This is a genomic window from uncultured Mucilaginibacter sp. (assembly GCF_903893715.1).
Taxonomy (GTDB): Bacteria; Bacteroidota; Bacteroidia; order Sphingobacteriales; family Sphingobacteriaceae; genus Mucilaginibacter.
Genome location: NZ_CAITNG010000036.1, coordinates 1 through 26,350, shown reverse-complemented (window position 1 = coordinate 26,350; position 26,350 = coordinate 1). Strand labels below are relative to the sequence as shown.

Below are 26,350 nucleotides of genomic sequence, written 5' to 3'. Positions count from 1 at the left end.
ACTTATAAAAACTTATGCTTAACCGCATGCCGAAGTGTATCAAGGTTATTTTCACGTTCAATATACAGCATTTCTGCTTCCCGCCTGCTTATGCCGGTAAAATAGATGCTATCGCCCGGCTTTAACTGCCCGCATAGTGGCATATCAACAGCCGCCACCTGCGCTATACGCGGATAACCACCCGTAGTCTGGCAATCGGCCATTAATAATATCATGCCGCCGCCACCCGTAACTTGTATGGTACCCGGCGTTACTGCGGTCGACAATAATTCCTTTTTTACCAAATGGCCAATCTTAGCGCCCTCTAAATGGCAACCCATCCGGTTACTTTGTAAGCTTAGGGTATAGGGTGTCGACAGGAAATCGATCAGTGAGTTCCCTTCGAACCAGGTAAACTCCGGACCGGGTACCACTCTGATCATCTTTCGGTTATCAGGTAGCAGTGTATCGCTCCGCAGGCTCCAGCCTGCGTGGTGAGTGGCATCAACTCGCAGGCTGTTAAAAATACGCTGCGATATTGTACTTATATCAACACAACTACTCAATATATCGCCGGGCAGCAAGGCCCGCCCATCCACACCGCCAATCCCTGCAGCGATGTAAGTGCCGCGGCTACCCAAAACCATGGGCACATCCCAACCACCGGCTACGGCAACATAGGTGCGGCTGCCTGCTTGCCCGTTCATTAATTTTATGCTACTTCCTTTCGGGATAAAAACAGGCCGTTCGGCAGGTAATATCTTATCATCACATTTAAGTACCGCACCACTGCCCGCGTACGACAACATCACATCCGTTGCGGCCCCGAACTCCGCTCCGGCATAAGTAAACTCGATCACGGCGGCATTGTCATCGTTACCCAAACATATATTGGCTATCCGTGCCGACAGCATATCCATAGCCCCCGAAATTGGCACCGCCTGCGATAAATAGGCATTTCGCCCCATATCTTGTATGGTTGCCATTATGCCGGGTTTAATGATACTTATCCGCATGTTATTAATGGGATAAATATTCAAATTCTTCGCTGCCGATGGCCTTAAAGACCACATTATCCCCGGCCTTTAACAGGGATGGTTGTTCCCGCCCGGCATCGAACATTTTTAAAGGTGTCCGCCCGATGATCTGCCATCCGCCGGGTGTTGCCAGCGGATAAATGCCGGTTTGCTTTCCGGCTATCCCGACCGAACCTGCCGGTATCGTTTTGCGTGGCGTTGCTTTGCGTGGTGTAGCGATCTGTTCATACATACCACCCATATACGCAAAACCGGGCACAAAACCAATCATATAAACTTTATAAACGTTTTTGGTATGGATGTCGATTACCTGTTGCGCTGTCAGTTGATGTATTTCCGCCACTTCATCCAGGTCCATCCCAAACCCGCCCCCGTAGCAAACAGGTATTGTGATCATTGGTGCAGCAACAGTTAAGCTATCCTGCACCTTATCTTTCAAGCTTGTTAAATATTGGGAAACCTTTTCAAAGCAATCGGCACCTGTAAGGGTATTTGATGCGGCAACCTGTGAGGGGTCAAAAAAAACACTTAAAGTGGTATAAGCCGGAACGGAGGAATAAAATCCCGGGAGTGACTGTTCAAGAAGCCTCTTATTGAAGCTGCTTATCCGCTGCAATATATCTTCACTAATCTCATTCCCAAATTCAATAGTCACAGCACTTTCGCTCAGCGAGTATATCTTAAAATAAGGTTCGGCTCGTGTTTGCATTTGGCCTTGGCGTTCTCTGTGTAATCCTTTGTGGTCTCCGTGGTAAAAATCAACCCCAGAGACCACCAAAAAGGCAACAAAGGTCGCGTGTTATTTTGTTATAGCATTTGCACTCTTCACCGGGTCGGCATTCTTCACATATTTTTCCATCCAGGTATATTGCTCCCACAACTTGTGCAGCAGGTTCTCACGGCCACGATAGCCATGTGCTTCAAACGGCAGGTAAACAAACCTTACCGTTCCGCCCAGGCCCTTAATAGCGGCAAACAAACGCTCGCTGTTTATAGGGAAAGTACCCGAATTATCATCCATATCACCATGCGTCATCAACAGCGGAGTCTTTATCTTATCGGCAAAGCTGAAGGGGCTCATGTCGTAGTACAATTTCGGGTCCTGCCAATAGGTACGGTCCTCATTTTGAAAGCCAAATGGCGTTAATGTACGGTTATAGGCGCCGCTTTCGGCCAAACCGGCCTTAAAAAGATTGGTATGGGCCAACAAATTGACCGTCATAAAAGCTCCGTAACTGTGGCCGCCGACGGCGATACGGTTGCGGTCGCCCACACCCATCTCGGCCAATTTATTGATAGCCGCCTCGGCATTTAACTGTAGCTGCTCAACAAAGCTATCATTGGGTTTCTGGCCTTCTTTGGCAACAATAGGCATTTCGGCATTATCTAACACAGCATAGCCCTGGGTTACAAAAAACACCGGACTACCGCCACCAATCAACGTAAAGCGGTATTGTGAACCGCGGGTTTGTGCCGCATCCGAGGCATTCTCATACTCACGCGGATAAGCCCATATCAGCACGGGCAATGGGCCGTCTTTTGCTTTATCATACCCTTTCGGCAGATATAGGTCGCCGGTAAGGTCAATGCCGTCGGCGCGTTTGTAGTGTATCTTTTCTTTGCTAACACCAATCAGCTGTGGGTATGGGTTGGCAAAGCTGGTGATTTGTTTAGCGGTGTTGGCCGCAATATCCCTGATGTAATAATTTGGCACCTCTGTCTGCGTTTCGCGGCGTGTCAGCACAACCAGTTTGTCCGGGTCTATCACATCCGATACACTTTCATACTCCCCCTCCTTACAACGCCAGATGATTTCGTTCGTTTTGTTAGCCAAATCAAATTTTGCCAGGAAGGGCATATCGCCCTTTGCTGATGCACCCGTGGTATTGTTCATCAACAACTTCGTGCCGTTATCAATGGTGATGATCACATCGCGGCCATACTTGTTGCGCGCCCGTACCGGTATACCGGGATTGTTATACGAGTCGTTTTGGCTGCGATCATACAATACTTCCAGTTTACCTGTCGATGGGTCAAAGCGCTCGGTCCTGTTCACCTGTTTCGAACGCATGCCCTCATTTACCATGGCAAACGTATTATTGCCCCAGCTTACATTGCGCAAACGGTATTGGGTTTTAAACAACTCCTTTGCCTCGCCGTTAAACGGGGCGCTTAACGCGTAAAACGCGTCGTGAAAATCGACCTTCTTTTTGATCAGACCACTATCCAATGGGTGTGCCCAGGTTATCGTTGCGGGCTCATCTTCCCTCCAGCCAAAATCGCGCGGAACATCCTGCGCGTTATCATAGCCCGATGGCGTACCTTCGGTTGATGGCAGTTCGGCCAGTACCTTCACAGTTTTACCGGTCAGGTCGGTAATACTCACTTCCGAAGGGAAACCGCGATCGGTAACCAGGTACGAAAAAGGCTTTTTAACCTTACGCACCATCATATACTTTTTATCGGGCGATAAAACAGTGGTATTATAAATAGCCGGTTTGCCAATTTTCGTTTCTATCCCGTTTTTATTCTGAACTAATTGCGAGGTCCCGAAAAATTCAAACAATTGCTCATCATAAGGGGTTTTAATCAGGTCTTCAAATGTTGCGCTTGGTGCCGCTTTGCCTAAGTTCTCTTGCACGGTAGGCCCTTTTGGTGTTAAAGGCCTTTGAGGCATCATACCCACCGGCTTGCTGGCTACACGGTAAAACAACGTGCTATTGTCGGCCCAAACGATGCCGTTGCCCAAAACAGTGTTCAAAGGCGTTTTGTTCACCTTCATGGCTTTATGGCTTAGGACATTGATTACATATAGATCAACAGTATGCTGATTAACCTGGATGATGGCAATTTTATGTTCATCGGGGCTCCAGCTTATGCCATTGGCAAACAAAGGTGCCGGCAAGCCGAGTATAGGATAGGTTTTGCCTGTTTTTATATTCCTTAGGGTAACATTGTTTACAAAGGTTTGGCGGCTTAACGAATAGTTGAGCGGGTTGATGCGCAAGCCCGCAATACGGACTTCAGGCGCAGCCAATTCAGCAACCGATGGATAGGCGTTACGTTCGCTCAGCAGCATCCATTCAGCTTTCGAATCAACACTTACAGCTGGCGTTGGTTTGGCCAACAACAAATCGGCCATAGCCTTTGGCGGCATTTGGTAGCTGACGGCATCCTGTGCCATAGCACGGACCATTGTGAATAAAAAGAGCAGGGGGAAGATCAATTTCTTCATAGCAAACAGTTTTGGTTTAGGATGAGTAAGTTACAAAATGTATATCAATTCACAATGAACTACCGATGTATCATTTGCACGACGATACCTATTCGCCCAACGGTGCCGTTGCCAGATGCACCTTGCTTTTCTTTTCAGCGAACATTAATACGATCATCAATACCAATCCCACGGCAAAAAAACAATCCAAAGCCAATGCCGAGTCCCGCATTTCGCCCGTTAACGATTCCACGGCCCCAAATGTGAACAAGCCCACCACGATAGCAAACTTTTCGGTCACATCATAAAAGCTAAAAAACGAAGCCGTATCCGGGATATTTGGCGGCAGGTATTTTGAATAGGTTGAACGTGATAGCGACTGCACACCGCCCATTACCGCGCCTACTACCGCTGCCGCCACAAAAAACTGTGCCGTGGTGGTAACAAAGTAAACCGAAAGGCATATCAGCGTCCATATGGTTACCAAACCAACCAGTGTTTTCACATTCCCTATTTTACCCGATACGATAGAAGTAAGCCACGCGCCTATCACACCAACAACCTGTATGGAAAGGATGATTTCGATAAGGGTATCATCGGGCATCTTCAATTCTTTTGCAGCGAAATTAGCGGCTACCAGCATAATGGTTTGCACTCCCACCGAGTAGAAGAAGAACGACGACAAAAAACGCTTTAGCAAAGGCATTTGGCGCACCTGTTTTAAAACATGCCCCAGTTCTTTGAATCCACCGGTAATTACGTTGTAGTTTTGCTTTTTTATAGCAGGAGCACTTTTAGGAAGTAATCTGAAAGGGATAATAGAAAAACCAAGCCACCATAAACATACTAGCAAAAACGAAAGGCGTTCGGGCAAGGCAACCAGTACATCTTCTTTTAATCCAAACCAGCCAGGGTTTTGTATCACCATCAAACAAAGTAGTTGTGATACCAAACTGCCCACATAACCATATATAAAACCCTTTGCACTCACGCTGTCCATTTTATCGTCGGTAGCTATTTGGGGCAGGTAGGAGTTATAAAAAACAAAGCCCCCGCAATAACCTACGCAGGCCAGCGCGTAAAATATCAGCGGCAGTTCGAGCGATGGAATACCATGCGCAACCGGCTTGAACCAAAACAGGCCCAAACACGACAAAGCACCCATCCAGGTAAAAAATTGCAGGTAGCGTTTTTTGTTGCCCCGATAATCGGCAATAGATGTCAGTATTGGCAACAACAAAACAATCAGTAGGTATGATGCACCCAGCACATAATTTTGAATAACCGTATTCACAAAACTATGCCCAAAAAAGGTTACCACATCCTTATTGGGATTATGGTAAGTGGTATAATACACATAATACGCCGGGAATATCGTCGACGTAATTACCATATTGTACGATTGGTTGGCCCAATCGAACATACACCATGCCCAGATGGTCTTCTTATTGTTTTTTGCTTCCATAGAGATTCTAAAAATATACAAATTCCTGTGTTATCAAAAAACCTTTAAAAATATCTTGGCCTACTCACGGCTTTGCAATCGTTCCCTTTTATTTTTTCCATCTTGCACCCAAACTACTGACGCTAGGCTAAGCCTCGTGTCTAAATATTCCCAGGCCTCCGGCCGTTGGGGGGAAAGTAAGACCTATTAAAAGTGTATTTTCTCATTCAATCATTCAGTAAATCAATCATTCAATCATTACCCAGGGGGAAAAAGTAAGGTTTATTTTTCCAAATTCACTACTCACTTTTGACTACTGACCAATCTATACAATATACACATAATTAGGCTAAAAACCAAAAAAACGACCCTTTCGTGCTCACTTTTAAATTTATTTTCAAAAACATTTGCGCAACCGAACGATTGCATTTATATTTGCAACCGAACAGTTGCTAATTATTATGAGACGAGACATCTTCCAAGCCATTGCCGACCCTACCCGCCGCGCCATCCTGGCCTTGCTGGCCCTGCAGGCCATGACACCCAATGCCATGGCCGAACATTTTAATACCACCCGCCAAGCTGTATCAAAGCACATCCATATACTGGCCGAATGCCAAGTGGTAACACAAAAACAAACCGGACGCGAAATCCATTATCATATTAATCTCGAAAAAATGAAAGAAATAGACCTATGGCTCGAAACCTTCCGCAAACTGTGGGACGATCGCTTTAACCAATTAGATGATATATTAAAGGACTTTTAAACTAACAATCATGAAAAATAACACAGTAATTACCAGAGACACCGCCAACAGGAAAGTAAACGTTACGCGTGACTTTGAGGCCCCCATAGAAAAAGTTTGGAAAGCTTGGACCGACCCTGTTTTATTGGACAAATGGTGGGCACCCAAACCATGGAAAGCCGTAACCAAAACAATGGACTTCCGCCCGGGCGGCCTTTGGCTCTACTATATGGCTGGCCCCGAAGGCGAAAAGTTTTGGAGCCGCGCCGATTTTAAGGAAATTGAACCCGGCGTTAGTTTTTCGCACGACTGTCGGTTTTGCGATGAGAACGGCATTGCCGACAGCAGCTCCCCCTTGATGCGCTGGCATGTTATATTCAAAGCAACGGCAAATGGTACCCTCGTCGATGTAACGCTGACATTCGACAACGACGCCGACTTTGAAAAACTCATCCAAATGGGTTTCGAAGGCGGCTTCACTATGGGCCTCAACAATCTCGACGAGCTATTGGAGGCATAAAAACCTTTTTCTCTCCACTAAAAAGGCCGTTCTCAAAAAAGAGCGGCCTTTTTTAATGTTCAAACATTTATGTTCGAGGTTTCATCTGCTTTTCATAATCAAAAGGTAAAATTGTAACACAATAGTTACTATCACAGGTTATGCTATTGTTAACAAATACAGATTAAAGTATAAAGCCCAAAACTGTTTATGATAAAATTACTTGCCAAATTAACCATGTGTGTTATGGTAACAGCGTGCCTTGCATCCTGCGTACACATTAAGGAATACCAAAAAGCCCGACTTAACGACTCGGAAATGGCTTTAGGTAACCGTAAGGTGGAAAAAAACGAAATGAATTTCCAATCGTACCGTGAGGCGGCGTCGGGCGCTAATGCGGGCAAAACAGGTGGCGGCTGCGGCTGTAATTAAACATCATTTAACAAATCTGAATGAAAAAAGTATTTCTTTCCATTGTTAGCTTTGCCATGATATGCAGCTTGGGCGCCTATTCGCAAAACCTGGCGTATAATAATTCGGCCAGCAAACACCCTTATCACTTTAACTCCAACTCGGCGGCTGATACTACCGACTACGAGAGCCGTTCCTTGCGACTGGAAGAGGTTAACTTTGTAACCAGCTACTATAACCAAAACGGCGACCACTCCCCTGTTACCGGTGGTATAGGTACCGAAAAGGTGATGGATCTGTCAAACGGCCTCGACCTTAAACTGACATGGACAGGCGACAACCAAAAGAAAAATACGATTTCGGCAGGTTTAGGCTTCGATTATCATACATCGGCATCGCAGGCTTATGTTTCAAAAACAGGCGCCTCTAAAACCAATGGTACACGTGTTTATCCATCCTTAGATTGGACCCAGGAAGGTAAAAGCGGCAGCTTTGGTGTAGGTGCCTATGTTTCAAGCGAATACAACTATCAATCAATTGGTGCCGATGTGCACTTTTCAAGAAAGATATTTGCCAACACCGGAGAGCTGAGTTTTAAAGCACAGGCATATCTGGATAACGTAACACTGATTTATCCTTCAGAATTTATCCCAAAAACCACCACAACGGTCGTCACGAGCGCGAGCGGCAAAGGCAGTAAAGCGAGTATTCCCACAGCTGGTCGAAATACCTACACGGGTTCTATATCCTATTCGCAAATGTTGACTACGCGTATGCAGGTTATGTTTTTGATTGATGGCGTGGGCCAGAACGGATATCTTGGCCTGCCGTTCCACCGCGTATACTACAATACCGGTAAAGACACCATCGAAAATCTACCCTCAACACGTTATAAACTTCCTTTAGGTTTCAGGCTCAATTACTTTGTTGGCGACAACCTCATATTACGTACCTACTACCGGTATTATACCGACAGTTGGGGTACCAGGTCGAACACAGCTAATTTTGAGATAGCTTATAAGTTCACGCCGTTCTTTTCCATATCGCCTTTCTACAGGTACTACGACCAAACAGCCGCTCGCTATTTTGCGCCTTACGAGGTGCATAAGCTTACCGACCAGTATTATACCAGCAACTATGCCTATTCGCAATTTAACAGTAGCTTTTTTGGTGCCGGTATTCGCATAGCGCCGCCAAAAGGTGTATTAGGTTGGGAAAACCTGCACGATGTGGAAATACGCTACGGTCATTATTCACAAACTACCGACCTCGTGTCGGACGTCCTGTCAATGGCATTTTCATTTAAATAAAATCCCTGCACCAGCTAATAAGCAGCGGGCGTAGAAATATGTGAACCCATTCGGGCGTTTCGTTAAGGAAACATCCGAATGGTTTATATCCAACTTTAACGGAATTTATCCGGACCATTAAAAAAAGCTAAAAGCAGGTTTTAAAATTTATTCTATATTTAGCCATATCTAAATCAAAAAATATGGCAACAGACAAAACCTGGCATCAAAAACACAAGGAATCATCAAGTTTCGGGCAGCGCTTAGCTGATTCGGTAGCAAACGGCATGGGCTCATGGCGTTTCATCATCTGGCAATCAGTTATAGTACTGGCATGGATGGTGCTAAATATAGTTGCCTGGAGCTTCCACTGGGATGTTTATCCCTTTATTCTTCTCAACCTCGTATTCTCAACACAGGCTGCTTATGCAGCACCTATCATCATGATGGCCCAAAACCGCCAAAGCGACCGCGACCGTATCCAGGCCGATGAGGATTTTGAGACCAACAAAAAAGCCAAACAAGAAATTGAAGAGCTACAAAAAAGGTTGAACGCCATCGAAATCGAAAAGCTGGACAAAATACTCGCCCTGCTCGAAAAAATGGATAAAAAAGCCTAAACCGATATTTGTTTTTGTAAAGAAATGGATAGATAAGCCGCTGTCGGCATGTTTATGCACTCAAATTGCGTTAACATTAGTTGGATATTTGATAATTTGCTACCTTCAATCTAACATTTAACTGACACACATTTTATCATTGCCCAAATGAAGAGAACTTCACTCACCATTATTTCCATGGCTTTGTCATGGGCTGCTATTGCCCAGCAAGGTAAAGTTTTAACCACACAGGATTACGAGCGTGCCGAAAACGCAATGGCTGCCTCCGTTCAGCCATTGATTGAAACCACCGGCATACGTGCCAACTGGCTGGCCGACGACCGTTTTTATTACCGTACATCCGTTGCCGAAGGCAACCAGTTTATCCTGTTCGACCCGGCAAAAGGTACCCGCGGTGCCGCTTTCGACCATAAAAAACTGGCTGCTGCCCTATCAACAGCCACAGGCAAAACCTACGATGCGGCTAACCTACCCTTCCAATCCATCAGTTTTTCTGCCGATGGCAAAGGTGTTATCTTCCAGGTGGATAGTAAACAGTACCGTTTCGATACCAAAACAAACCAGGTAGTACCCGATACCACCACCGTAAAAGTGGTGATGATAGCAGGTGCCCGTGGCCGTCGTGCAGGCGGTTTACGTGGTGGTGGCGGCAACCCCAACGAAGTACTTTCGCCCGATGGCAAAAAAGCAGCTTATATAAAAGATTATAATCTTTGGGTACGCGATGTAGCCAGCAATCAGTCCACAGCCCTCACTACTGATGGCGTAAAAGATGATGGCTATGCCACCGACAATGCCGGCTGGGCCAAAACCGACAGGGCCATATTGGTATGGTCGCCCGACTCGAAGAAGATAGCCACCTTTCAACAGGATGAGCGTAAGGTGAACAATATGTATCTGGTAAGCACAAAAGTAGGTGCGCCTGTTCTTAAAGAATGGAAATACCCCCTACCCGGCGATACCGAAATACCAATGCTCACCCGCGTCATCATTGATGTAGCCGTACGAAAAGTTATCAAATTACAAATACCTCCCGATCCACACCGTTCAACACTAAGCGATGACATCAAAGGTGGTTTAGGCTGGGCCGATGTGTATTGGAGCGACGATGCCACCAAACTGGTTTTCGCATCCACCAACCGCGACCACAAACAAGAAAAAGTGCGTGTAGCCGATGCCCAAACAGGTGCCGTTACCGAGATATTTGAAGAAACCGTGCCAACGCAATTTGAGTCCGGCTGGGATGCTGTGAACTGGCGCTATCTCAGCAAAACCAACGAAATCCTTTGGTTCTCCGAACGCGATAATTGGGGTCATTTGTACCTGTACGATGCCCTTACCGGGAAATTAAAGAACCAGGTTACCAAAGGCGAATTTGTAGTAACCAACGTGGTAAAGGTTGACGAGAAGAACCGCGTCATCTACTTCACCGCCAATAACCTCGACCCCGAAAACCCATACTTCTCCCGGTTTTGCAAAATAGGCTTTGATGGAAAAGGCTTTGTCGACCTTACCCCGGGCCCCGGCACGCACACAGCCGCCTTATCGCCAATGGGCAACTTTGTTATCGATACCTATCAAAAACCCGATGTTCCGCCGGTAACAGTCGTGCGGGATATGAAGGGCAAACAGATTATAGAGCTGGAGAAAACCGATATCAGCAAATTAACAGCCGCAGGCTGGAAACCCGTTATGCCATTCTCTGTAAAAGCACATGATGGCAAAACCGATATCTACGGCTTAATGTGGGTACCTAAAAACTTAGACCCAACCAAAAAATACCCTATTATCGATTATATCTACCCCGGTCCGCAAGGCGGTAGCGTAGGCAGCTGGGCTTTCTCGGCAGCAAAAGGCGATAATAACGCCCTCGCCGAATTAGGCTTTATCGTAGTCGAGATTGAAGGCACCAGCAATCCGCTGCGCTCAAAAAGCTTCCACGATATGAGCTACGGCAATATGGCCGACAATACTTTGGCCGACCAGGTAACAGGCATACAGCAACTTGCCGCTAAATACAGCTATATGGATATTGACCGTGTTGGCATCTGGGGCCACTCGGGTGGCGGTTTCGCTACTGCAGGTGCCATGTTCCGCTATCCGGATTTCTTTAAAGTAGGCATCGCCGAATCGGGCAACCACGAAAATCGCAACTACGAAGACAACTGGGGCGAACGTTATGACGGTTTGGTTACCAACTCCAACTATGATGCGCAGGCCAATCAAAACCTAGCCAAAAACCTCAAAGGCAAACTAATGCTTGCCCATGGTTTAATGGACGATAACGTACCGCCGCAAAACACACTGCTGGTAGTTGAAGCCCTCGAGCGCGCCAACAAGGATTACGACCTTGTCATATTTCCCAACAGCCCGCACGGCTATGGCCAATACTCCACTTACATGATGCGCCGCCGCTGGGATTACTTTGTAAAAAACCTTTTAGGCGCAGAGCCACCAAAAGAATTCACTTTCAAAGCCCCTCGTTTTGGCGGGCAGTAAAATTTTATAAGGAATTAAAAAAAAGCCCGTGGCACCTGCCACGGGCTTTTTTTAACTATAAAGCTCGTACATGGTATGTGAACCCTGTAAAGGCTTAATAACAGACTAATCTGCCGACAGCTGCCTATTCAAGCATGCTGACCATAATATCAGCTTTTAATTCAACCAGCTTGTCCCGCCCCTCATCTGCGGACAAAAGCTTAACAACAGCCGCTTGTGCCGCTTCCAGTTCGGCAATCCTCTCTTCAATACCTTTTACATCGCCCCGGTTCGTTTCACGGGCTTGCAATAGTTTTTTGCTATGATAAAATATCTTATCATTATATAAACTAACAATTAGTGATTTTGCATCCTCCGTCTGGAAAACGCCGTCCATTAATTTAAATTTTTCACTGCTTTTCATAAACTGCTTCAGCGTTTTTTGTGGTATTGGTTTTTAAATTTACGGAGCGGCAAGTTCAAACCGCACCGCTCCGTTGCGTTATGTTTTTAAACCAGTGATACTTCTATATGAGCGTTAACCTCAACCTGCTTTTGTTGAAACCTGATAAGTTCGTTTAACTTTTTCAGTTCGTTTTGCAGTTCAATAATTCGCTTTTCGCGCATTTTCATATCTTCTTCACTGTGGCCTTCAATCAGCTTTATCTTATTTTCCAGGTACTTAATTTTTATATGTACCAAACTGGTTATCAATTCTTTTGCCTCCAAGGCATCAAAATTTCCTTTAATAAGCTTTATTTCCATTCGCTTTTGTCCGTTATTGTCCCTGTCCTAAAGAGTATGCCGCTTTCCCGTCAAACAGGTAAAGGTTTTCTGTTTTTATTACATCCAGTTGGTTTTGCAGGGCTAAATTCAATAATTGCAGTATTTCCTCTTTTGATGGCTCAGCTTCTCCTTTTGTCAAAAACCTGCAGCGCCAATGATCGGTGCAAAAAGTTTCTTTAAAACCTTGAGGCCACACCTTGATACCCCTATTTGATATCATATTGAGCGACAAATTAGTAGTAGCAAGCTCCTTCATTTTCTCACCCAGTTCGTCAGCATCTGTACCGGGCCAATGTACAAACATATCTACACCGTTCAGTACTTTTTTAGCTGCTGCTTTGCGTTGGTACTTTGGTAACACTAAAGGCTGCTTTAGCGAATATTTTATCGGCTTCAAAATGGTTGGCTCTTGGCCCAGTCGTGCTATTACCGCATCGGCAAATTCGCTGGTGCCCACTTTTTCTGTACTTACACCCTCTTTGTAAATATCGTAGGTATGTACGCCGTCTTCCAGTGTTTTTAACCAGGCATTGTGCACGCGTTCGGCTACATCTGCTTGCCCTATATGGTTAAGCATTAAAATAGCGCCTTGCAACAAACCAGATGGGTTTGCCATATTTTGTCCCGCTCTTCTTGGTGCCGAGCCATGTATCGCTTCAAACATGGCGCACTCTTCACCAATATTTGCCGAACCTGCTAGCCCTACCGAACCCGCAATTTGCGCGGCAACATCCGATAGCACATCGCCATATAAATTAAGCGTTACAATCACATCAAAAACCTCCGGTGTGTCGGCCATTTTCGCCGCGCCTATATCCACAATCCAATGTTCCTTTTCAATATCCGGATATTGCTCCCCTATCTCATCAAAAACCGAATGGAACAATCCATCAGTTTGTTTCATAATGTTGTCTTTTGAAAAGCAGGTAACTTTTTTTCGTCCGTAACTTTTTGCATATTCAAACGCGTAACGTATAATCTTTTCGCAACCCGGGCGGCTAATTAATTTCAAGCATTGCACCACCTCATCAGTTTGTTGGTGCTCAATACCTGCGTAAAGGTCTTCTTCGTTTTCACGTATAATTACCAGGTCGAGGTCAGGGTGTTTAGTTTTAACAAAGGGATGCAAACTGGTGCAGGGCCTCACATTGGCATACAAACCCAACATTTTGCGGGTGGTAACATTTAAGCTTTTATAACCACCACCCTGCGGGGTTGTAATAGGTGCTTTTAAAAAAACTTTATTGTTTCGAATACTCTCCCACGATTCTTTTGCTATACCCGATGTGTTACCCGATAAGTAAATCTGCTCGCCAACCATAATTTCTTCCACTTCAATTTGAGCGCCGGCGGCTAAAATAATCTTCAACGTGGCATCCATAATTTCCGGGCCAATGCCATCTCCCTTTGCAACAGTTATTTTCTTCATGCTTTTTTTATTTTGTTTCGGCAAACATAAAAAGCTCAATTCATTAATTTATATTTATATTTTTGATGATTAACATAAACATTTTTTATGAATTACACTTTACACCAATTGCAGGTATTTACCAAAGTGGTACAATTAAAAAGTATCACCAAAGCTGCTAATCAGCTTTTTTTAACGCAGCCCGGCGTATCTATCCAACTCAAAAACTTTCAGGACAACTTTGATATTCCGCTTACCGAATTAATAGGCCGTCAGCTATACATCACCGAATTTGGTTATGAAATAGCCGCAATAGCCAGCGGTATATTGGAACAATTTGAAACCATCAACCAAAAAACGGCGGCCTTTAAGGGAATTTTGGCCGGCCGTTTAAAAATTGCAGTGGTATCTACCGGTAAGTATGTGATGCCTTATTTCCTTTCAGGTTTTTTAAACGAGCATCCAGATATTGACATAACAATGGATGTAACTAACAGAGATACGGTTATTAAAAGCTTGGAATATAACGATGTTGATTTCGGCCTTGTGTCTATCTTGCCTAATAAGCTTAGTGTTGAAGAAGAATTACTCTTGGAAAACAAACTATTCCTCATCGGAAACGCCAATTATCACGTTGGGCATAAGCCCCAAAACGCAAGCGATTTGGCCAATATCCCTTTAATATACCGCGAAGTTGGCTCAGCAACTCGTATGATAATGGAAAATTTTTTAGATGCCGGCAACATCATCGTAAAAAAGAAAATTGAACTCACATCAAATGAAGCCGTTAAGCAAGCAGTTATCGCCGGGATGGGCTATTCTGTTATGCCTGTTATTGGCATACGGAATGAAATTGCGAATGGCGAGCTCGAAATCATACCTGTGCCGGGATTCCCTATTCGCTCTCAATGGCGGCTAATATGGCTCAAGGGCAAAAAATTTTCGCCCGTAGCCAAATCTTTTATAGCTTACTTGCAGCAAAACAAAGCGACTGTGATATCACAAAGTTTTGGTTGGATAAACCAGTAGTTGCATGTATAAACCCGTCATTTTTAAATTAAAACAGTTAAATTGCTTGAGCAAAAAAACACTGGTAGTATTAGTAGTAGTAGCAAACCCGCCTTTTGGCTCTAAACAAGCCATTATACTAATAAACTACATTAAATATTCATCCCCGCCCTTTTTAAATTTCGTAAAGGGCGGGTTGAATATTTTCCATGCTATTTTATGCCCCTGGCGAAGCCGGCGGTGGCGTTACGGCGGGTTGCACAGGCGGAACTACAGGCTGGGTCGGCACTGTAGGTACAGGGTTGGCAGGTGGCAGGTCAGCTTCGGTGGCAGGTGTTGGCGGTAAAGCGGGTGGTTTGTTTTCATTAACCTTTAAGCCGAGGTAAGTTGCACTGCTGATACCTGTAAGGGCAATCAATGTATTGTCGAGCACGGGCAATTCGCCACAGGTAAGGTGTGGTATCTGGCCTAAGTATAAAACAACGGCGATCACCGTCCATATCACATTCTGAAACCGATGGATATTTATACCGTTTTGATCAGACAATATATCCGCGAAAAAACCCGCTGAAGGGCCTTGTAAACCCTGTTGCTCAAGCGTGGTATTATTGTCAATCACATTGCTGATGGCTGCAGTACCGGCACTGATACCCATCAAAGCCAGTAATGTACTATCAAAAGGCAATTCCTGTGTAGGCACGTATTTACAAAGTTCGAGGTAAACATAGGAGCAGCCTATGGCCAAAGTCCATACGCCAAGCTGGCTCCTGGCCAAACTAAAAGGTTTCGGAATCTTATTGATATCGTGTTGGTTTTTATATTGAGCAGTCGCCTGCGCGGCAGTTATAAAAGCGATGGGGTTAACAATCGATACCCGCAGCAAATTAGATCTTACAGCAATAACCAGAAAAAATATAATCATCGAAGCTATAAGTATCCAGCCAACGGCCTTATGTATATCGCTGGCAGGTTGGCAAGGAACTGTATTTGTCATCGTGCTTTGCGAAACGGGTGTAACACCTGTGGTTGTAACCATAGGTGCAGTTGGCGCCACCTGGTTAGTTATCTTAACGTTTGTATCTGACTTAAACGTTTTAGCGGGTATACTGTCCGCATACGAGCCACTAAAGCCTGCAATAATCAAAAAAATGATTAATAGTGATTTTTTCATTAGTTTAGGTTGGGTTTTGAGATAAGGTTGTAAAACCAAATATAAAATATTTATCCTATAAAACCCGTATTAAAATACATTGTCGAGCCGGCACAAACAACTCCAAAAAAAAGCTACATTAAATTAAGTGTAATTGTTACATTGCATTACCAAAATAACCTGTTTCTATGGTCGTTATATCCATAGTTTTTAGCTGATTTATATGAAAGTTCGTTACGTATTAAGCCTCATATTTCTATTGGGCACTTTGTCATCTTACTCACAAACAAAAGTGGCTGCCCTATTATGCGAAAACAGGCCCGATCCGCTCGGCATTGATGCAAAACAGCCCGGCTTGAGCTGGCAACTCCTGTCGGATGCCCGTAACGTAATGCAAACGGCTTATGAAATCCGCGTAAGCGAAAAAGAGCCCTCCCTGCTTAAAGGCAAAGCTTTGGTCTGGGAAACCGGCAAGGTCAATTCCGATTCATCGGTGCATGTATTTTATAAAGGCGCGCCACTGTCATCGGGCAAGCGTTACTATTGGCAGGTACGCGTTTGGGATAATTCGGGTAAACCCTCCCTATGGAGCGCCCCCGCGTTTTGGCAAATGGGTATGCTGGCTGCCACCGATTGGAAAGCACAATGGATAAGCCCCGCCTATAACGAGGATATTTATCGCGCCAGTCCGCTGTTCCGTAAAACATTTACATCCGCAAAAAAAATACGTTCGGCAGTAGCTTATATCACCGCTCACGGTTTATATGAAGCCGAAATTAACGGTCAACGTATCGGCGATGCCGTGCTCACCCCGGGCTGGACAAGCTACAATAAACGACTGCAATACCAGGTGTACGATGTTACCTCGTTATTAAAAAATGGAAACAACACCATAGGTGCCACTTTGGGCAATGGATGGTACCGTGGTGTACTGGCATGGAACAACTCCCGCGATCATTATGGTAAGGATATTTCCTTGTTGCTACAGGTAAATATTACCTATAAGGATGGTAGTACAGCAGTTATTGCTACCGACGACACGTGGAAGGCTGCCACCGGCCCTATCCTTTATTCCGAAATTTATAACGGCGAAACCTATGATGCCCGTCTCGAAAAAACAGGTTGGACGCTTCCCATTTACAATGATAGCAATTGGGGCGGCGTAACCGTACAAAACTTTCCTTTGACTAACCTCATTGCCACCATAAACGAGCCTGTAAAAAAACACGAAACATTTAAAGCCGTGCGGATATTTAAAACACCAAAAGGCGAACAGGTGATCGACTTTGGTCAGAATGTGGTGGGATGGGTGCAGGCAAAACTCAACGGAAAGCCCGGCGAGCGTATCACCATATCGCACGCCGAAATATTAGATAAAGCAGGCAACTTTTATACCGATAACCTGCGCGGTGCCAAAGAGCAGGACGTCTACATCCTGAAAGGCGATGGCCCGGAAGTTTTTTCGCCACATTTTACCTGGCAGGGCTTTCGTTTTATTAAGGTGGAAGGCAACAGCGAAGAGCTAAAACCCGAAGACTTTACGGCTGTGGCTTTGTATTCGGATATGAAACCTACCGGGAGTTTCAGCACCTCAAACGCATTGTTAAACCAGTTGCAGCACAACATTCAATGGGGCCAAAAGGGCAACTTTTTGGATGTACCTACCGACTGCCCCCAACGTGATGAACGCCTCGGCTGGACCGGCGACGCGCAAGTGTTCTCGCGCACCGCCTCATTTAATATGAACGTAGACAATTTTTTTGCTAAATGGCTAAAAGACGTTGCCGCCGACCAGGGGGATAACGGCAGCATGCCTTTTGTAATTCCCGCATTATCAAACGTAGGGGGCGAAGGCGCTACCGGCTGGGCCGATGTAAGTACCATCATTCCCTGGAATATGTATTTAGCTTATGGCGACAAAAAGATCCTTGCCGACCAATACACCAGCATGAAAAAATGGGTTGGTTATATGCAGCTAAAAAGCAAAAACGACCTATGGAACACCGGCCCGCACTTCGGCGATTGGTTATTTTACAGCGTGAATGACGATAACGACGGCTCATCGGCCATTACCAGCAAATACCTTATTGCCCAGTGCTTTTGGGCCTACTCAACCCAATTGGTTATTAACGCGGCAAAAGTTTTGGGTAAACCCGATGATGTGGCTTATTACACCACCATGTTAGGTAAAATAAAAGCCGCCTTTTTGAACGAATACGTTACGCCTAACGGTTCCCTACTATCCGACTCGCAAACGGCCTACGTGCTGGCCCTGCAATTCGATATGCTGCCCGAAAAGCTGCGTCCGCAAGCCGTCGATCGTTTGGTTGACAATATTGTCCGCTACCGCAACCACTTAACCACAGGCTTTTTGGGAACACCTTATCTTTGCCATGTATTAAGCCGTTTTGGCCGCACCGATGTTGCCTATCGTTTACTATTGCAAGATACCTACCCGTCATGGCTATACCCTGTAAAAATGGGCGCTACTACCATTTGGGAGCGATGGGATGGTATCAGACCTGATGGTTCGCTCGAAACCCCGACCATGAATTCGTACAATCACTACGCGTACGGCGCCATTGGCGACTGGATGTACCGCGTAGCTGCAGGCCTCGATACATATGAAGACGGCACCGGCTACAAACACATACGTGTAATGCCGCATATCGGCGGGAGCCTCACCAATGTTTCCGCACAATTGCAAACTTATTATGGTATGGCAAGTTCGGCATGGAGTATTGCCGATGGTAAACTACAGTTGAAAGTAAGCATCCCGCCAAACACCAAAGCCAATATATTTATCCCTGCCGGGGATGCCGCTACGGTAATGGAAGGCAGCCAAAAACTAAGCGATGATAAAGACATCCACATCCTGAAAACAGAGAACGGGTACGTAGAGGTGGAAGTTGGCTCAGGTAATTATGTTTTCATTGCTGATTATAAATAGCGTTTGTTTAATACTTTTTCTGCTTATCTTGTTTTCATGAAAAAGCCCTTACTATTTATAGCTGTTCTATGCCTTTTTTTGTCGGCTTATGCCCAGAAAACGGCAAAACCTGTCGATTACTTTCCACCTGTAGGCTCGTGGCAGCAACAGGCACCTGCCAAACTCGGCCTCGATGAAAAAGCCGTTAAACAAGCCATCGATTTTGCCATAGCCCACGAGGTAAAAGCACCCCGCGAGGCGGTAGCGGCCCAGTTTCAAGGCTTCGGTAAAGAACCTTTCAGTCAGCCCATTGGCCCTTTAAAAGACCGTGGCGCGCCAACCGGGCTCATCATCTACAAAGGTTATATCGTTGCCGAATGGGGCGACCCATCGCGCGTCGATATGACGCATAGCGTAACCAAAAGCTTTTTGTCCACCGTTATCGGTTTGGCTGTTGACAAAGGACTCATCGGCAGCACAATGGACACGGTATCCAAATACGTTCCTCCTATCGAACTTTATCATCCCGGCAGCACCGGCACTCCCGACCTGATATACCCTTTTGATACCGAGCACGACCGCACCCTCACCTGGGAAGTAATGCTGCGCCAAACCAGCGATTGGGAAGGCACGCTTTGGGGCAAACCCGACTGGGCCGACCGCCCCGAAGGCGATATGAGCCAATGGCAAACACGCAAACGCAACGCACCCGGCACCGTATGGAAGTATAACGATGTACGGGTAAATGCTTTGGCGCTTGCCGCGACAAGCGTTTGGCGCAGGCCTTTGCCGCAGGTATTAAAAGAACAAATTATGGACCCCATCGGCGCCTCCAACACCTGGCGCTGGAATGGTTATACCAACTCGTGGATCGTACTCGACGGGCAACCTGTGCAATCCGTTAGCGGAGGCGGGCATTGGGGTGGGGGCATGTTCATCAACGCTTACGATATGGCCCGTTTCGGCCTATTGACCATGCATTATGGTAACTGGAACGGCAAGCAACTCATCAGCCGCAAATGGGTCGACCAGGCTTTAACACCCACAGCCGCCAACCCAGAATACGGTTACATGAACTGGTTTTTAAACACCGGTAAAAAACTAATGCCATCAGCCCCCGAAAAAGCCTGGGTACACATCGGCAACGGAACGAACATGATTTATTGCGACCCGGAACACGAATTGGTTGTTGTAGCCCGATGGATTGACAGTAAGGCGATGGACGGCATGGTAAAAAGTGTGTTGGATGCCCTGCCAATTACAAAGTAAGAATAAGACCTTACTTTGAAGCTACAACCCTTTGCAGGCCGATAACATTATCAATTGCATCGGCAACCTCGTGCCCTGCAGCGGCTTTAAAGTCGAGACCCAATAATTTGGCTATGGTTTGCGCCATTTGCTTTTGATAAACGATGCCACCCGCTTTCATTTCACCCATCGAAGGGGTATCCGGTCCCATCACAGCTAACCAGGTTTGCTCTGAGTGCGGCGCGATAAATAAACCATGGTTGCACCAGCTTGCCAAAGGTTCATCACCCCTGCCGTGGTCGCAGGTTACTATAAGTGTCGTCTTATCTTTATACGCAGGGTTGCTTTGCAGGTACTCCCATATTTCTTTTATAAAACCGTCTTCCTGGTGCGCGCGGTCGAGGTAAAATTTATAATACCCGGCATGCGCCATTTCATCCGTTTCATCAAATGCCATATACAACACACGGGGCTGGTACTGTTTTAAATACTCTTTGGCAAACTCAAAGGTCAGAAAATCTATCCTTGTCGAATCGCCTAAATAGGTGGGGGCTTTATGCTGCAGTTCGTTCAGGTATTGCAAATGCTCGCTCATCACAGGCAGTTTCAGGTCCATAAAACCGGCATTTACCATCAATCCCGATCGTTTCACATTCAATATCTGCGGAAACCTTTCCCAGGATGCAAATACGGCAACTTTATCGTTAAATTCTTTTTGTTTATTGATATACTCCAATACATTTTCGTTTGGGTTATCCAAAGGGCCATTGCTATTGATGCGGGGGTCGGGAAAGTCGGTAAAAAGCTCGTTATATCCGGGATACGAAAAAAAGTACTTGTTGGCCACCTCGCTTTTATTGCCGGCATCCCTGTTGCCATACACCTGCCCGTTCTGCACCATTGTCGACCATATAAAAGGGAACAGCAATTTCCTCCGCTCCGCAGTTGTAGCCGACCAGAATTGCTTTTGCACAGCATCCTTGTCGCTCGTGTACTTTGAATCAACAAGTGCCGAATCCGCACCACGAAAAACCTCCTGCCAGCGCAGGCCGTCTATGGTAACGATAACAACATTTTGGGTTTTGAGCGGCTGCGCCAACAGTGACGAGCAAAGCGTAACGGCTAACAAAGTCAATATCAAGTTCTTCATAAAAATTCAGCTTTCCCAAAAATACCCCTGCAATGTTATCCCTGCGTTTACTGGAAATTAAGATAACGCTTGTTGAAAAATAGCCTTATTGTGGAAAAACCAAACGCTTTGAAAACCAAGACAAGATTCAGGAAATCACATTTCGTTTAAACGCACATCCCAATTCAATAATAGAGTTTGTTTTGGCTATGCCTTGTATCGTGTCGATCTTATCATATAAAATCTTGCGCATGTGTTCATGGTCCCGCGCTACAATCTTTAAATAAAGCGTATAGCCTCCCGTAATAAAGTAACACTCGGTAATCTCGGGTATCTTTTTCAATTCTTCTATAATGCGGTACGAATCCTGATCCCGTTCCAGGGTTATCCCTGTAAAAGCGGCCCAGTCGTAACCAATCTTCTTTTCATTCAACACAGGCTTAATACCCACCAGTATCCCCTGTTCGGTAAGGCGGGCAATCCGTTGGTGTATCATCGTGTTCGATACGCCGAGCGTAGACGCGATAGTAGAATAGGCCATGCGGCCGTCATCATCCAGCTGTTTTAATATTTCGAGGTCAATTGTATCAAGTGTATCCATTGCAATTAATTAATAAAAGTCAAATTTAATTTTTAATGTTACCAATATATTAAATTTTAATTTAAAAATAGGTATAAAAATTAAATTTTCTTATTATTGTACTGCAAAACCAAAAATTATGAATTTTCTTGAAACAGATTCGGAAACCACTTTTATGGAACGCGAGCAGAGGTATGGTGCACACAACTATCATCCGCTTCCTGTTGTTCTCGAAAAAGGGAAAGGTGTTTTCCTTTGGGATATCAAAGGGAAACGCTATTTTGATTTTTTGTCCGCTTACTCTGCGGTAAACCAGGGGCATTGCCACCCACGCATCATCGGGGCCCTAAAAACACAGGCCGAAAAGCTTACCCTCACCTCGCGTGCCTTTTACAACAATAAATTGGGCGAGCTGGAAGCCATGATGAGTAAACTTTTTGGGTTTGATAAAGTACTGTTAATGAACTCCGGCGTCGAAGCCGTGGAAAGCGCGCTCAAACTTTGCCGTAAATGGGCCTATAAAGTAAAAGGGATACCCGAAAATAAGGCAACGATTATATTTGCTAACGAAAACTTCCACGGCCGCACCATCTCGGTCATCTCTGCTTCTACCGATGATACTGCCAAATCAGGATTCGGGCCATTTGTTCCCGGGTTTGTCCATATACCCTATAATGATTTACATGCTTTGGAAACAATACTGGAAGCCGACCCATATATTGCCGGCTTTATAGTCGAACCCATACAAGGCGAGGCGGGCGTTATTGTACCCGATGCAAATTACCTTGCAGGGGTAAGCGCCTTGTGCAAAAAATACAACGTGTTGTATATCGCCGACGAGATACAAACCGGCATTGCACGCACCGGCAATTTTTTGTGCAGTTATGATATAACAGCACCCGCCCACCAACCTGATGTCCTCATCTTAGGGAAAGCGCTTTCGGGCGGGGTAATGCCAGTCTCGGCTGTTCTGGCAAACGACGAGGTAATGCTGACCATACTGCCTGGCGAACACGGATCGACCTTTGGAGGCAATCCTCTGGCCTGTGCTGTCGCCCTGGAGGCACTACAAGTTGCTATAGACGAAGACCTTTCGGGCAACGCGCAAAAAATGGGCGCATTGTTCCGCGATGGACTAAGGGAAATTGCAGCGGAGACTGGAATCATTACAACAGTTAGGGGAAAAGGCTTGCTAAACGCGATTGTGATCGACTGCCCCGAAACGTCGGACATGGCCTGGCGGCTTTGCCTTAAATTTGCTGAAAACGGGCTGCTAACCAAACCTACACATGGTAACAAGATCCGGCTGGCCCCACCCCTGGCAATCTCAAAAGAGCAAATCAACGAATCATTGGAAATCATCCACAAATCGTTAAAAGAATACGCCCAAAAGCTATGAAGCGTGCCATCAAACTCATCAAAAACCGTTCAGACATAGGCGCCGGAACACGCGGGTCGGACATGGGTGTGGATGCCATCGAGATAGCGGCCATTAATAAAGGGAACGATTATTTCAATAAATTCCCTTTTGAAGACTTGGTTACACATAACGAAACTATATACCAGAAGGACCGAAACACCTTTGCCAAAAGAATTGAAAAGGTTTACGAGCAATGTACCCGCGTTGCCGAGTCAGTTTGCCGCAACCTGCAGACAGGGTACCTGCCTTTGGTATTTTCGGGCGACCACTCATCGGCACTCGGAACCATCAGCGGCATCAAAGCTGCTTTCCCTAATTTGCAATTAGGTGTTATATGGTTCGATGCGCATGCCGACCTGCATTCGCCCTATACCTCGCCATCGGGAAATGTACACGGTATGCCCCTGGCCGCTGCTTTAGGATACGATAACCGGGATGCTTCGATCAACCCTGTAGATGGCGATACCTTGCATTTTTGGGATCAGATGAAAGCTGTCGGCACAGATAAACCTAAACTGGAAGCTCAACATTTGATTTATTTTGGCGTTCGCGACACCGAGGAAGCGGAAGATATAGCCATTGCATCCCTGGGGATAAAAAACTATTCCGTTAGTGAAGCGCGCTTACGCGGATTGGATGTCTGTGTAAAGGAAAGCCTGAAAAGATTGACTGGTTGCGACTTAATCTATATCTCACTCGATGTGGACAGTTTGGATTGCGACCTGGTTTCCGACGGCACAGGCACTCCTGTTGGTAAGGGCTTCGATCAATTCGAGATCATTAAATTGATCAATGGGATCATAAAGTCAGGAAAGGTAATCGGGCTTGAAATTGCCGAGGTCAATCCGCTACTTGACAGCCACGGGAACCGAATGGCCGAAATCTCTTTCGACATTTTAAATGCAATTACGACAACAATTATTGAACAGGCGCAGGTTTTCGTTTAACCTTTCATTAAAAATCACTAAACCGCGCCAGTACTTTCCGGCCAAAATCATAAACTACTCTAAAGGCTGGTTGGCTGTCGGTTAAACGTGCCGGCGATTGGTGCAGGCCTAAAATAAATTGTCCTTTTAAGTGTTTGCCAACAAAAGGGGTATAGATTAGATCCACACGGTTATAGATGGGTTTCGAATAAAAAGGATCGGCGTAGGTGAGGTAATTAGGGTCGCCTTTATAAAACTCATCAAACAATGCGAAACACTTATAGCTTAAAAACAGGCTTGCCACAAACCCGTGCGAAAACACAAACTGATATTGCGAACGCGTACGGTGCCCTGTCAACATCTCGCCTGCTTCGATTTTCAATGAATCAAATATTGTTTTGTGGCTATAATCCAGCCCTAATCGTAGCTGGCCGCCGCCGCTGTCTTGTATATCGGCAGCGGTATCGCTTTTTGAACCGGCGTTGTGTTCAAATAAAAAATAATGCGAAATATAAAAAGCATGCCCCGGATTTGGGATGGTTGTACCTAACTGCCCGGCCATAAATTGGTTGCGTTGGGTTGGGGTTTGGCGGCTTATCCAATCTATCCAGCCGGTTTCGTAACCAAACTTATTGGTATTGCGCAGCAACAAGCCCTGAACATTGGGCCGGTAATACATCATCGTATCGTTCAATAAAGCTCGTGGGTACTGGGTCAACAAGTCCTGTCTCGGGAACTCACCTGCATTGAACAACCAGTTTTTTTCGGTACGGCTATAATAGGCAACCGGGTCCAGTGTTAAAAAATAGGGTATGGCTCCAAACTCGTGCAGGGCGTTTGTACCTACAACAAAATGGTTCAGGCTATCAACGTTTAAACCAAGGTCGATGGCGGTACGTGTACCCGATATGGTCTTGCGCAAGGGGATTAGCGCATCATATTCATGATCGTCTAAAAAAGCAAAACCGTTAAAATGGATATCTAATGTATTAGGTTTGCCCGGATCGGTACTGCCCGACTGCTGTTGCGCGAAACCTGTCGAAAATATGATGGTTAAAAAAAAGGTGAATAGGTAACTTTTGCGGGCCATATAGATGTATTTGGGCGCAAAAATACAATTATTGATTACAGTATGCATATCATTTTTTAACCGCTATGTAAATAGCGCCATTTATGATTGAGCTAATCATCAACCATTGGCTTGTTCATTATCTTTTTTTTGTAGCATACCTACCTGCTCACCGGTATCCAGGTTTCCATCTCTACATGCCCGCGGTTGCCCCAGGCAAAATAAGGTATCAATTGAATGTTTACTGTACCAGCATCCTTTGCGGGAACTGTTTGGTACAACCGGTTCTTCCAAATCGTATTTTGCATGCTCGCCGTACCTGATAAGCCAACCAAATTACTATGGTCTATAACTATCTTCTCGGGTTTTAGGTCGATATGCGATGAAAGTGACAGATCCAGCACCTTCGCGTCCTTCGGTATCCCTGCAGACTCGATACAATACACTACCGGGCCTCGCTTTACGGCTATTTGGTTACGCGTTTCTTCTACCAGCGGGTTGGCCTCCACCATGGTTACGGGCATGGCTAAATTCAGTTCTATCTTGTCGCCGGCTTTCCATTGGGCGTTCAATTCGGCATATTCGCCGGGTATTAATTTTATGGATGTGGGTTTGCCGTTCACGGTCAGTTTAGCGTCTGTACACCATCCCGGTATCCTAAAAAACATCGAAAAAGCAGATTCAGGTGCTTGGTTTACCGTAAACCTGATATCCCCGTTCCAGGGGTAATCGGTTTGCTCTGCAATTTTTATCGCTTTGCCATTCTTTAAAGTGGTCGACAGATTGTTCCCACCATAAAGGTTAAAGTAAAGGCCCTTTTCCGACAGGCTGTACACATAATTGCTCAGCTCGGCAATAGTGCGTACCACGTTGGGCGGACAGCAATCCGAGTAGCCGATGTACCCTACCCTATCCTTCGACCAGCGTTGCTGAAAAGGCAAGTCATCCGAAACACTCAAAGGATTGGTGTACAAATACTT

At 45.6% G+C, this 26,350-nt stretch carries 22 protein-coding genes and 1 pseudogene; 11 read left to right on the top strand and 12 right to left on the bottom strand.

Features of this window, described 5'->3' with window-relative positions; all coding sequences use genetic code 11:
• Positions 1 to 2: 2 nt before the first annotated feature.
• The 4 genes from QZX97_RS04625 to QZX97_RS04610 all read right to left on the bottom strand — a co-directional run bounded on the left by QZX97_RS04625 (position 3) and on the right by QZX97_RS04610 (position 5,695).
• Positions 3 to 995, bottom strand: a complete 993-nt coding sequence (locus QZX97_RS04625) for a biotin-dependent carboxyltransferase family protein (protein WP_295654044.1) — start codon at positions 993 to 995, stop codon at positions 3 to 5.
• 4 nt (positions 996 to 999) lie between these two features.
• Positions 1,000 to 1,725, bottom strand: a complete 726-nt coding sequence (gene pxpB / locus QZX97_RS04620) for a 5-oxoprolinase subunit PxpB (protein ID WP_295654042.1) — start codon at positions 1,723 to 1,725, stop codon at positions 1,000 to 1,002.
• Positions 1,726 to 1,815: 90 nt separating this feature from the next.
• Positions 1,816 to 4,251, bottom strand: a complete 2,436-nt coding sequence (locus QZX97_RS04615) for a prolyl oligopeptidase family serine peptidase (protein ID WP_295654038.1) — start codon at positions 4,249 to 4,251, stop codon at positions 1,816 to 1,818.
• Positions 4,252 to 4,339: 88 nt separating this feature from the next.
• Positions 4,340 to 5,695, bottom strand: a complete 1,356-nt coding sequence (locus QZX97_RS04610; protein ID WP_295654036.1) for an MFS transporter — start codon at positions 5,693 to 5,695, stop codon at positions 4,340 to 4,342.
• Between the two features lie 440 nt (positions 5,696 to 6,135).
• Between QZX97_RS04610 and QZX97_RS04605 the strand changes: the two genes are divergently transcribed.
• The 6 genes from QZX97_RS04605 (at position 6,136) to QZX97_RS04580 (ending at position 11,738) form a co-directional block, all read left to right on the top strand.
• Positions 6,136 to 6,441: a metalloregulator ArsR/SmtB family transcription factor gene (locus QZX97_RS04605; protein ID WP_295654035.1), complete on the top strand. Its 306-nt coding sequence runs from the start codon at positions 6,136 to 6,138 to the stop codon at positions 6,439 to 6,441.
• A gap of 10 nt (positions 6,442 to 6,451) precedes the next feature.
• The gene (locus QZX97_RS04600; protein ID WP_295654033.1) at positions 6,452 to 6,940 is read left to right on the top strand and encodes an SRPBCC domain-containing protein; all 489 of its coding nucleotides are present in this window, start codon (positions 6,452 to 6,454) and stop codon (positions 6,938 to 6,940) included.
• Positions 6,941 to 7,129: 189 nt separating this feature from the next.
• A complete protein-coding gene (locus QZX97_RS04595) occupies positions 7,130 to 7,351 on the top strand; it encodes a DUF4266 domain-containing protein (protein ID WP_295654028.1) in 222 nt (73 codons plus the stop codon).
• 20 nt (positions 7,352 to 7,371) lie between these two features.
• Complete coding sequence (locus tag QZX97_RS04590; RefSeq protein ID WP_295654027.1) at positions 7,372 to 8,640, top strand: DUF3570 domain-containing protein; 1,269 nt, start codon at positions 7,372 to 7,374, stop codon at positions 8,638 to 8,640.
• A gap of 182 nt (positions 8,641 to 8,822) precedes the next feature.
• Positions 8,823 to 9,239, top strand: a complete 417-nt coding sequence (locus tag QZX97_RS04585; RefSeq protein WP_295654026.1) for a DUF1003 domain-containing protein — start codon at positions 8,823 to 8,825, stop codon at positions 9,237 to 9,239.
• Positions 9,240 to 9,386: 147 nt separating this feature from the next.
• On the top strand, positions 9,387 to 11,738 hold the full coding sequence (locus QZX97_RS04580) for a DPP IV N-terminal domain-containing protein (protein ID WP_295654024.1): 2,352 nt from the start codon (positions 9,387 to 9,389) through the stop codon (positions 11,736 to 11,738).
• A 124-nt stretch (positions 11,739 to 11,862) separates the two neighbouring features.
• Here the strand turns inward: QZX97_RS04580 and QZX97_RS04575 are convergent, their stop codons facing one another.
• The 3 genes from QZX97_RS04575 to QZX97_RS04565 all read right to left on the bottom strand — a co-directional run bounded on the left by QZX97_RS04575 (position 11,863) and on the right by QZX97_RS04565 (position 13,932).
• Positions 11,863 to 12,141, bottom strand: coding sequence for a hypothetical protein (locus QZX97_RS04575; protein WP_295654020.1), 279 nt, complete (start codon positions 12,139 to 12,141; stop codon positions 11,863 to 11,865).
• Between the two features lie 86 nt (positions 12,142 to 12,227).
• Positions 12,228 to 12,482: a hypothetical protein gene (locus QZX97_RS04570; protein WP_295664273.1), complete on the bottom strand. Its 255-nt coding sequence runs from the start codon at positions 12,480 to 12,482 to the stop codon at positions 12,228 to 12,230.
• Positions 12,483 to 12,495: 13 nt separating this feature from the next.
• Positions 12,496 to 13,932: an NADP-dependent isocitrate dehydrogenase gene (locus QZX97_RS04565; protein ID WP_295654018.1), complete on the bottom strand. Its 1,437-nt coding sequence runs from the start codon at positions 13,930 to 13,932 to the stop codon at positions 12,496 to 12,498.
• An 87-nt stretch (positions 13,933 to 14,019) separates the two neighbouring features.
• Here QZX97_RS04565 and QZX97_RS04560 point away from each other — a divergent pair, with 87 nt between their 5' ends.
• On the top strand, positions 14,020 to 14,940 hold the full coding sequence (locus QZX97_RS04560) for a LysR family transcriptional regulator (RefSeq protein WP_295654011.1): 921 nt from the start codon (positions 14,020 to 14,022) through the stop codon (positions 14,938 to 14,940).
• A gap of 196 nt (positions 14,941 to 15,136) precedes the next feature.
• On the opposite strand, the gene QZX97_RS04555 is transcribed toward QZX97_RS04560, so the two are convergent.
• A complete protein-coding gene (locus QZX97_RS04555; RefSeq protein WP_295664270.1) occupies positions 15,137 to 16,090 on the bottom strand; it encodes a hypothetical protein in 954 nt (317 codons plus the stop codon).
• 202 nt (positions 16,091 to 16,292) lie between these two features.
• On the opposite strand from QZX97_RS04555, the gene QZX97_RS04550 reads away from it, so the two are divergent.
• Together QZX97_RS04550 and QZX97_RS04545 are read left to right on the top strand one after the other, a co-directional pair.
• Positions 16,293 to 19,019, top strand: coding sequence for an alpha-L-rhamnosidase (locus QZX97_RS04550; protein ID WP_295654005.1), 2,727 nt, complete (start codon positions 16,293 to 16,295; stop codon positions 19,017 to 19,019).
• A 36-nt stretch (positions 19,020 to 19,055) separates the two neighbouring features.
• Positions 19,056 to 20,267 (top strand): serine hydrolase, encoded by a 1,212-nt coding sequence (locus tag QZX97_RS04545; protein ID WP_295654002.1) that lies wholly within the window; start codon positions 19,056 to 19,058, stop codon positions 20,265 to 20,267.
• A 10-nt stretch (positions 20,268 to 20,277) separates the two neighbouring features.
• Here the strand turns inward: QZX97_RS04545 and QZX97_RS04540 are convergent, their stop codons facing one another.
• Entirely contained in the window at positions 20,278 to 21,396 is a 1,119-nt protein-coding gene (locus QZX97_RS04540) for an alkaline phosphatase family protein (protein ID WP_295653999.1), read from the bottom strand.
• Between the two features lie 127 nt (positions 21,397 to 21,523).
• Positions 21,524 to 21,976 (bottom strand): Lrp/AsnC family transcriptional regulator, encoded by a 453-nt coding sequence (locus QZX97_RS04535; RefSeq protein ID WP_295653997.1) that lies wholly within the window; start codon positions 21,974 to 21,976, stop codon positions 21,524 to 21,526.
• 118 nt (positions 21,977 to 22,094) lie between these two features.
• Between QZX97_RS04535 and rocD the strand changes: the two genes are divergently transcribed.
• Positions 22,095 to 23,354 carry an ornithine--oxo-acid transaminase gene (rocD, locus tag QZX97_RS04530; RefSeq protein WP_295653994.1) on the top strand — a complete coding sequence of 420 codons (1,260 nt, stop codon included), beginning with the start codon at positions 22,095 to 22,097 and terminating at the stop codon, positions 23,352 to 23,354.
• Positions 23,351 to 24,322, top strand: a complete 972-nt coding sequence (locus QZX97_RS04525) for an arginase (RefSeq protein ID WP_295653991.1) — start codon at positions 23,351 to 23,353, stop codon at positions 24,320 to 24,322. Before rocD ends, QZX97_RS04525 begins: the two co-directional genes overlap by 4 nt.
• Before the next feature lie 7 nt (positions 24,323 to 24,329).
• On the opposite strand, the gene QZX97_RS04520 is transcribed toward QZX97_RS04525, so the two are convergent.
• Both QZX97_RS04520 and QZX97_RS04515 read right to left on the bottom strand, forming a co-directional pair.
• Positions 24,330 to 25,391, bottom strand: a complete 1,062-nt coding sequence (locus tag QZX97_RS04520) for a hypothetical protein (RefSeq protein WP_295653989.1) — start codon at positions 25,389 to 25,391, stop codon at positions 24,330 to 24,332.
• A 140-nt stretch (positions 25,392 to 25,531) separates the two neighbouring features.
• Positions 25,532 to 26,350: pseudogene (locus QZX97_RS04515) on the bottom strand (beta-L-arabinofuranosidase domain-containing protein); the annotation flags it as partial.